The sequence below is a fragment of the Paenibacillus sp. MY03 genome (assembly GCF_002165585.1).
Lineage (GTDB): Bacteria > Bacillota > Bacilli > Paenibacillales > Paenibacillaceae > Pristimantibacillus > Pristimantibacillus agaridevorans.
This window is the reverse complement of record NZ_MXQD01000047.1, coordinates 82,546-90,365: the sequence shown is the minus strand read 5'-3', so window position 1 is coordinate 90,365 and position 7,820 is coordinate 82,546. Positions and strand designations below refer to the sequence as shown.

Sequence of the window (7,820 nt, the reverse complement as noted above, 5' to 3'; positions counted from 1 at the left end):
TAGAGACTCTGAGGTCCGTTAGCGAAAGCAGAACGTTTCACCTCAGTTACTCACAATGAATCGACAGCCTCATAGACAGCCTTATTGGCATCATCAGAGTGTTATTTGGGCTTGATTGCCACCGAATAGTGACTATGTTATGTCCGTTAGATTTGGTCGAGGTTAAAAATCGAACAAATAGCGTCGCTGGTGTCTGTTAGATTTCTTAATTTTTGTTCACAAGTTTTAGAGTTACATAGTGTCCTAAACAAACAACAAAAAGCCCGGCAAACCTCTATGGTCGAGGCCTTGCCGGGCTGCCCATTTAGTATTTCTTTAGCAGTTCTTTAGTAGTTCTGCCTCTCCACCTGCAAGCCCTTCGGCAGCGCAAGCATTAGCATGGGTCTTACAGCGTCGGTAACGAACCCTCCGTCTCTGCGGGGGACTGTTCCGATCACGATGTACATCGTATCCCCGACAACCCTAGTCCGCCAGATATCGTCGTTAATAGAAGCGATCGGCCCCTCCGACCAATAACGAATTTGTCCCATAAGATGGGCTTCGCGAGTTTCCGTCTCGTTTAACGTCACGCCGTCTGTCGCCTGGACGATGACCTTGGTCACTTCAGCCGGGATGGCGACGCCCTCCGTGTCGACGTATGCCGTGCGCTGCGTCATCTGCAATCCGGAGCGCAGCTCGTCGAAGACGCCCGTCGACATTAACAGAGCAAGCAAAAGACTAGCCGCGCCGATCAGACCGACAAAGAAGACGCTGATCCAGTCGTACCGGACGACGGTATCGCGGCTTCCGGACATTTTCAGATGAATCAGCAGCTCCGCGCCCAACAGGACAAATACGATGGGAGCGACCCATAGCAGCAACTCGTAAGCTTCCGTATCTTGCCAGAGGGAAACGGCGAAAGCCGTCCCCATCAAAATTAACGTAATGCCCATCGATAACGAGCCGACCCGCCATGTCCGGAGCCCTCGTTCTGCCGCTCCGGCGGATGGAGAGCCTGGCATCGGCGGCATATTCATTGCGTTCATCGTCCGTCCCCTCCTTCTTTATCCCGTCCCGCAAAATCGCGTTCCGGCGGCATGACCGCGCCGAGCACGCTCTTGCTTCCGAAGGCAAGACGCAGGCCCAACACGATCATGACGAACGCGATGATCGCGGTCGGGAACATATATTTGTACATCAAATACTCGCGAACGATAACCGGAAAACGCTCGTTGAGCGCCCGCATCACGATACGGTCTACGAGGAAGTATGCCCCGAAGCCAAGAAGCGCGATTCCGAACCAACGCTGGTACGGCACGAACATCGGCAGCAGAGGCTCGTCGCTTAGCTCGCCGCGCTCGTAACGGCCAATCTGCTGGAGGGCGTCGAAGAACGCGAAGCACCAGTAAAGCGGCAGCAGGAACAGGAAGAGCGACAGCCTTAAATTATCCATGACGTAGATGGCCAGCAGGAACCCTCCCATGTATTGAAGCCCCCGCTTCTGCAAGCCCAGATATAAGTGACCTGCACCCGGGAAAATGGACAGGGCGATGGTGAGCACTTTATTTTTATGGCCGGAACCGATATGCGCCTCGAAGCCCTCGAACAACGATTTGTCCTGCAGTTGTTCTCCCCGATGTTTCGCCTGCAGCAATTGAACGGCGTCGAACATGCTGTAAATCCAGATGACCGGCAGCGCCAGCAGGAAGACCAAAATTGCACCGGAGCCCATCACCGCGCTAATGAACACGATAATCGCGAACAACCCGATAAACGAAATAAGGAAGGTAATGCCGCGCTGCGTCAATCCGAGGAACATATGGCCAAGCCCCGGAATGACGGACAACATAATCGTCTTTGATTTCTCTTGCTCCTGCGCGTAGTCCAGCCGACCTCCATGACCGCCATAGGCGCCGCCGTAACCCTCGCCGCCATTAGCCTGCGGCCCGTATGCATATCCGCCATCCCCGTAAACGGGGGGATTCCCTTGCAGCCCCGGGGCCTTGCCGGAAATTAACGTAAAAATCATATCCAGCATATTGATGAAAGCTGCCGCGAAAGCCAATATGATCATCATCATGAAGGCATCCGACTCGTAACCTCCGTTCGCAATTTGAATCAATATACCCAGGCCGATCAAGCCGAAGAATAAACCCGCGTATATCAAACAACGAAAAGGTCTGCCCAAATACGCGTGTCCCGCTCCCGGTATAAACGACAGAAAAAATGCCGCAGCCTTGCTCTTGCGCACCATCACAACTCATCTCCTCTCTGCTTCCTTCAAAAATATCGCAACTGGAATAATCAAACCTTTTACACTTGCTGTTCTTGTCTTCAATCGTTTATTTAAAGCGCGAAGCCTGAATGCCTTCCAGCCAACTTCCCGTACGCTGGACTAACTCGTCAGACCAGGTAGGCTCGACACGCCAAGCGTTTTCGGCATCAGGCTGCGCAGGCATGGCAAGCTGGCTTTCATCCAGCTTCTCCAGTCCGCGTGTAAAATCCGCAAGAGCTCCGGAAGCGAGCAGCAGCAATGTAACCGATGCGGCTATCGTATATTGCACGACTGGCCTCTGCATGAGAGTGGGTCGCCGTTCCATGCTTCTTCGCCTTGGCTCGACCGGCTTCATGGCGGCAGACTTCGGCATTGGAACCGGCACTTTAACTTGCCGTTCGGAGGATCCCGCCAACTGTGCGATCACTTTCTCCTCCATTGCCGACAGATCCAGCATCGGCTGCATCTCGCTGCCTGGTCCTCCCGCATCCGCCTCGTCACCCAACATGCTCATAAATAACGCCAGACAACGGTCGCATACCAGCAGCTCGTCATCTACGCGCGCACGTTCCGCTTCTCCGAGAGTCCCTCTCGCGTAACCTCTCATGACTTCGGTCGATATATGTCGCATTTCGTTCTCTGTCATTCGAAATCCTCCTTCCGCCAGTGTCGCCTCATCCAGCTTCTCGCCCGGTACAGCCGGGACTCCACACTCTTGCGTTCCAGACCTGTCTCGGCCGCGATTTGCTCATAGCTTTTCTCTTCCATGTAGAAGGCTTCGACCACCTCGCGATAATGCTCCGGCATGCCGCCGACCCGCTCATGCAAGGCTCTGCTCCACTCCTGCTTCATGGCTACATCCTCGGCAGCGGGGGAGGGCGTCGCATCCAGCATGCCGATCGGAGTCACCGACGTTGCCCGCTGCAGCGCTTCCTCGCCGGCTCCCGACAGCTGCTCCGGCCTTCTGGCCTTGCTTCGTTTGTAATCGATAGCTCGATTGACCGCGATGCGGGTGATCCAGCTCTTTAATCCGTCCATACGGTAATTCGGGAGGGAACGGTAGATCTGGATAAGCACTTCCTGCGTTACGTCTTCCGCATCATGCGGCGACTGCAACACGGCGTGAACGGTGTGATAGATATAAGTTCCGTAAGCCTGCACGAACGGTCGATAATGCTCGGGCCCGCCGTCCCGCACAGCCTTGATCCACGCTTCGTCGTGAATGTCGCTCTCCTCCCTTCCCGCTTATATAGACGTCAGCCACTGCAGGAAACCCTGCGCTTCTCCAAAAAAATTATAATTTGTTAAAATGTTAACTTTAGTGACGTTACCCTCATGGATTATATTTAATTTTGCAATTACCAGCAAATTGATTCACCTATGAATGGAAACGAATTAAAAAGCATGAATAAGATATTTTATCATGTATGCGTTTTATTACCCCACTTTTATATTTGTCATATTATCTAACATAAATTACGATTTTACCGAGGAATCCTTATACTCATTACTTAAAAGGAGAGATAACATGACACAAACTGTCGGGAAAATGATTGGCAAAAAGGTATTGATCTCTATTCTAGCATTCGCGCTCGTCGCAGGTGCAATCGGTACATTCACCTGGAGAAATCTGGTCAATGCTGCCGAGCCTATCCCACTTCCGACTTTCGACATCCCGGCGTTATCCGAAGCGCATCAAACTTCTCCTCTCCCCAACGTCATCGTGGTAGCTACTGGCGGCACGCTTGCCGGCGCAGCCCGCAACGGCGACAAAACGAGCTTCCAAAGTTATTCGGCCGGCACTTATACAATGGAAAAGCTGCTCGGCGATTTGCCTCTGCATAAGACAGCAGACGTATCCTCTTACCAATTCGGAAATAAAGGCTCCGGCGGCTATACGATTCAAGAGCTGTATGATCTGTCGCTTGCCGTGGATGCCGCTCTCGAACTATACGATGGGGCGGTCGTAACAACAGGCACGGACACGATGGAGGAGATCGCCTACTTCCTCGATCTGACCGTACGCAGCGAGAAGCCGGTCGTCGTCACTGGCGCCATGAGACCATGGGACGTTATCGGAACGGACGGTCCCGCCAACCTGTATCAAGCCATCAAGGTCGCGGGCAGCGGCAAAACAAAATGGTTCGGTACCGTCGTTATGCTAAACGACGTCATCCACGCGGCTCGCGAAGTGACGAAGTCGAATTCGCATCGCATGGACACGTTCGAGACGCCAATGTTCGGCGCGATCGGTTACGTAGACGACCCTGCGGTTCGTATCTACCGCGCACCGGCAAGAGCGCTCAAAGCAGGCACGCCGGAATGGGCCTCGCCGTTCGATCTGAAAACGATCGAGAAGACCAGCCTGCCGATCGTCGAAATCGCTTATAACTATCAAGAAGCAGGCGGCGGCGCGATTCGCGGCTTCGTCGAAGACGGCGCGAAAGGCATCGTAACGGCCGGAACGGGCGCTGGCGGCATTTCTTCCAAGATGAGCGCGGCCCGCACGGCAGCTATCCGGGATCATGGCGTCATGTTCGTAACAACGACAAGAACCGGGTCCGGCACGATGTACGGCGGCAGCGGCAATACGATCGCCGGCGATAACCTGAACGCTCAACATGCGCGTATGCTGCTTCTGCTCTCGCTCGCATTTTCCAGTGACGCGAACACAATCCGCGGCTGGTTCTCCACCTTCGGAACGCAAGACGTGGAAATTTCCGTCGATGAGAACACCGCTTTGACGGCGAGTGTCGATGAGCCCGAAGCAACGGAGCCCGTTGTCACCGAGCCGGTCGCAACAGAACCTGCTCTTGAGCCTACTCCCGCAACTACGCCTGAGGTAACGGAGGCGCCTGCGGCTACGGAAGAAACTGAAGCCCCTGCCGCTCCTGAAGCGCCAGAACTCGTAACGACACCATAAAAAGGGGGAGGTAAGCCGTCATGACCATATTCGAAACCAACAAGACGCTAAGGAAGCTGCTTGCTCCGCTGCTGGTCGCCTCGCTCCTCGCCACGCTGCTGGCCTCAAGTCCCGGCCCGGCACGCGCAGCGGACGCGGCGCCTCCCTCATTGCCCACCTTCAACATACCGGCCCTATCGCAGGCGCATATCGAATCGCCTCTGCCTAATGTTATCGTGGTCGCAACGGGAGGCACGCTTGCCGGCAAAGCCTCGAACAGCACAAGCTTCCAGAGCTATTCGGCCGGTACTTATACGATGGAGAAGCTGCTCGGCGATCTGCCCGTGCACAAGACCGCCGACGTATCCTCGTACCAATTCGGCAACAAAGGCTCCGGCGGCTACACGATGCAAGAGCTGTACGACCTCTCTCTCGCGGTCGATGCGGCGCTGGAGATTTACGACAGCGCGGTCGTAACGACGGGAACGGATACAATGGAGGAGATCGCCTACTTCCTCGATCTGACCGTGCGCAGTCCGAAGCCGGTCGTCGTCACCGGGGCGATGCGCCCTTGGGATGTAATCGGCACAGACGGCCCTGCCAACCTGTATCAAGCCATCAAGGTGGCGGGCAGCAATAAGACCCAATGGTTCGGCACTGTCGTTATGCTCAACGACGTCATCCATACGGCACGCGAAGTGACAAAGTCCAACTCGCACCGCATGGACACATTCGAAACGCCGATGTTCGGCGCGATCGGCTATGTCGATGATCCCGCCGTACGAATCTATCGCCTTACCGCTCGCGCAATGAAGGCCGGACAGTCGGATTGGGCGACTCCGTTCGATCTGCGCACCATAGCAAAGTCGGCGCTCCCTGTCGTAGAGATCGTCTATAACTACCAGGAAGCCGGCGGCGGCGCGATCCGGGCGCTGGTACAGGACGGCGCGAAGGGAATCGTTACGGCCGGCACCGGCGCAGGAGGCATTTCTAGCAAAATGAGCGCGGCCCGCAGCGCAGCCATCCAGGATCACGGCGTCGTATTCGCTTCTACAACGCGAACGGGCTCCGGCTCTACTTCCGGCAGCAGCAACGGCATTGTTGCAGCCGACAACCTGAATCCTCAGCACGCGCGCATCATGTTGATGCTGTCGCTCGCGTTCTCCAGCGATTTCAACACGATCAAAAATTGGTTCGAGACGGTAGGAACGCAGGACATTACATCCGCTTTGGAGCAAGCGCCGATATGGGCAGACGGCAGCGCGCTGACTCTGGAGAGCAGATCCACAACGAACATCACCTTCGCTTGGCCGCTAGCATTGGACGATGAGAGAATTAACGGCTATTCGGTATACGTCACAGGCAAAGATGTACCGATCGCACGCCTCTCCGCGACAACCACATCCTACTCTGCGAGCGGCTTGTTGCCGGGAACCTCCTATTCCTATACGGTCAAAGCCATCGATAACAGCGGTCTCGAGAGCGCGCCTTTGACGGGCACGTTCGCTACGGATTCCGTCCCATTGCCAGGCGGCCCGACAACGCCGATTACCAAGACGGAAGGAATGATTCAACCGGCTAACGGAGGCTCCCTGTCTCTCGGGCAACTGATAACGCTGAACGTGCCGAAAGGCGCGACCGAAGGCGAAACAAAGATGTCCATCGAGAAGCTGCTGAACTCTACGGTACCGGGCAGCCAGCCGGGAGACCTGGCAACGTCGGTCTACGAACTGTTAAAGGACCGTATCGGCAACTTCCTTGTACCCGTCACATTAACCTTTAAGTTCGACCCTTCTCTCGTGAAGGAAGGACAGAAAGCCTCCATCTTCTACTTCGACGAAGAGCTGAAGCAATGGGTTGAAATCGGAGGCACCGTCGAAGGTGACACCATCACCGCTCAAACCGATCACTTTACCAAATTCGCGGTATTCGTCGTAGACAACGAGACGGCGCCGGAACCGGAAATTTCCTTCACGGACATCGTCGGCCACTGGTCGGAAGAAGCGATTAAGGAAGCGGCAGCCGCCGGCATCGTGCAGGGTTACGACGACGGCACGTTCAAGCCGGAGAAAACCGTCACCCGCGCAGAATTCGCCGTCATGCTGATGAACGCCTTGCAAGCGGAAGAGAGCGGAGCGGCGCTCGCCTTCACGGACAATTCCGCGATCGGCCCATGGGCTCGGACAGCTATCGCCCAAGCGCTGCAACTCGGCATTGTCGGAGGTTATCCGGACGGTAGCTTCAGGCCTGGCGCCACGATTAATCGGGCCGAGATGGCCACCATGATCGCCAAAGCGATTTCGCTTCCGACAAGCGGAACCGCGGCAACGAGCTTTGCGGATAACGCAGCGATCCCTTCGTGGGCGCTTGGAGCCGTCAAGTCCGCGGCTGACGAAGGCATTCTGCATGGCCGCTCGGGCAACCGTTTCGTCCCGCAAGGGACGGCGACCAGAGCCGAAGCCGTCACCGCCATTCTAATTATGCTGAAGTCAGACAAGTAGCAATACGCACAAAACAAGCTGTCCCGGCCATCTTTATGGCCGGGACAGCTTGTTTAATTAGGATAGGAATTCGATGCGGCAACACGGCATGACCGACGGTTCCCGCAAGCTATGCTTGCTCGCCAAGTAGTACCTGCCCTTCAAGCCGGAGGCCGTTCCCCGG

The 7,820-nt window shown here is 55.6% G+C and carries 6 protein-coding genes; 2 read left to right on the top strand and 4 right to left on the bottom strand.

All coding sequences use genetic code 11. The features are described from left to right. Positions 1-326: 326 nt before the first annotated feature. The 4 genes from B1748_RS28680 to B1748_RS28665 form a co-directional block, all read right to left on the bottom strand. A complete protein-coding gene (locus tag B1748_RS28680) occupies positions 327-1,025 on the bottom strand; it encodes a hypothetical protein (protein WP_087571387.1) in 699 nt (232 codons plus the stop codon). Next, entirely contained in the window at positions 1,022-2,233 is a 1,212-nt protein-coding gene (locus B1748_RS28675) for a hypothetical protein (RefSeq protein ID WP_087571386.1), read from the bottom strand. Before B1748_RS28675 ends, B1748_RS28680 begins: the two co-directional genes overlap by 4 nt. 88 nt (positions 2,234-2,321) lie before the next feature. Further along, complete coding sequence (locus B1748_RS28670) at positions 2,322-2,900, bottom strand: hypothetical protein (protein ID WP_087571385.1); 579 nt, start codon at positions 2,898-2,900, stop codon at positions 2,322-2,324. After that, positions 2,897-3,451 (bottom strand): sigma-70 family RNA polymerase sigma factor, encoded by a 555-nt coding sequence (locus tag B1748_RS28665; RefSeq protein ID WP_179215882.1) that lies wholly within the window; start codon positions 3,449-3,451, stop codon positions 2,897-2,899. Before B1748_RS28665 ends, B1748_RS28670 begins: the two co-directional genes overlap by 4 nt. 331 nt (positions 3,452-3,782) lie before the next feature. Here B1748_RS28665 and B1748_RS28660 point away from each other — a divergent pair, with 331 nt between their 5' ends. Continuing rightward, positions 3,783-5,177: an asparaginase gene (locus tag B1748_RS28660; protein ID WP_087571383.1), complete on the top strand. Its 1,395-nt coding sequence runs from the start codon at positions 3,783-3,785 to the stop codon at positions 5,175-5,177. 20 nt (positions 5,178-5,197) lie between these two features. After that, the gene (locus B1748_RS28655) at positions 5,198-7,657 is read left to right on the top strand and encodes an asparaginase domain-containing protein (protein WP_087571382.1); all 2,460 of its coding nucleotides are present in this window, start codon (positions 5,198-5,200) and stop codon (positions 7,655-7,657) included. Positions 7,658-7,820 lie beyond the last annotated feature (163 nt).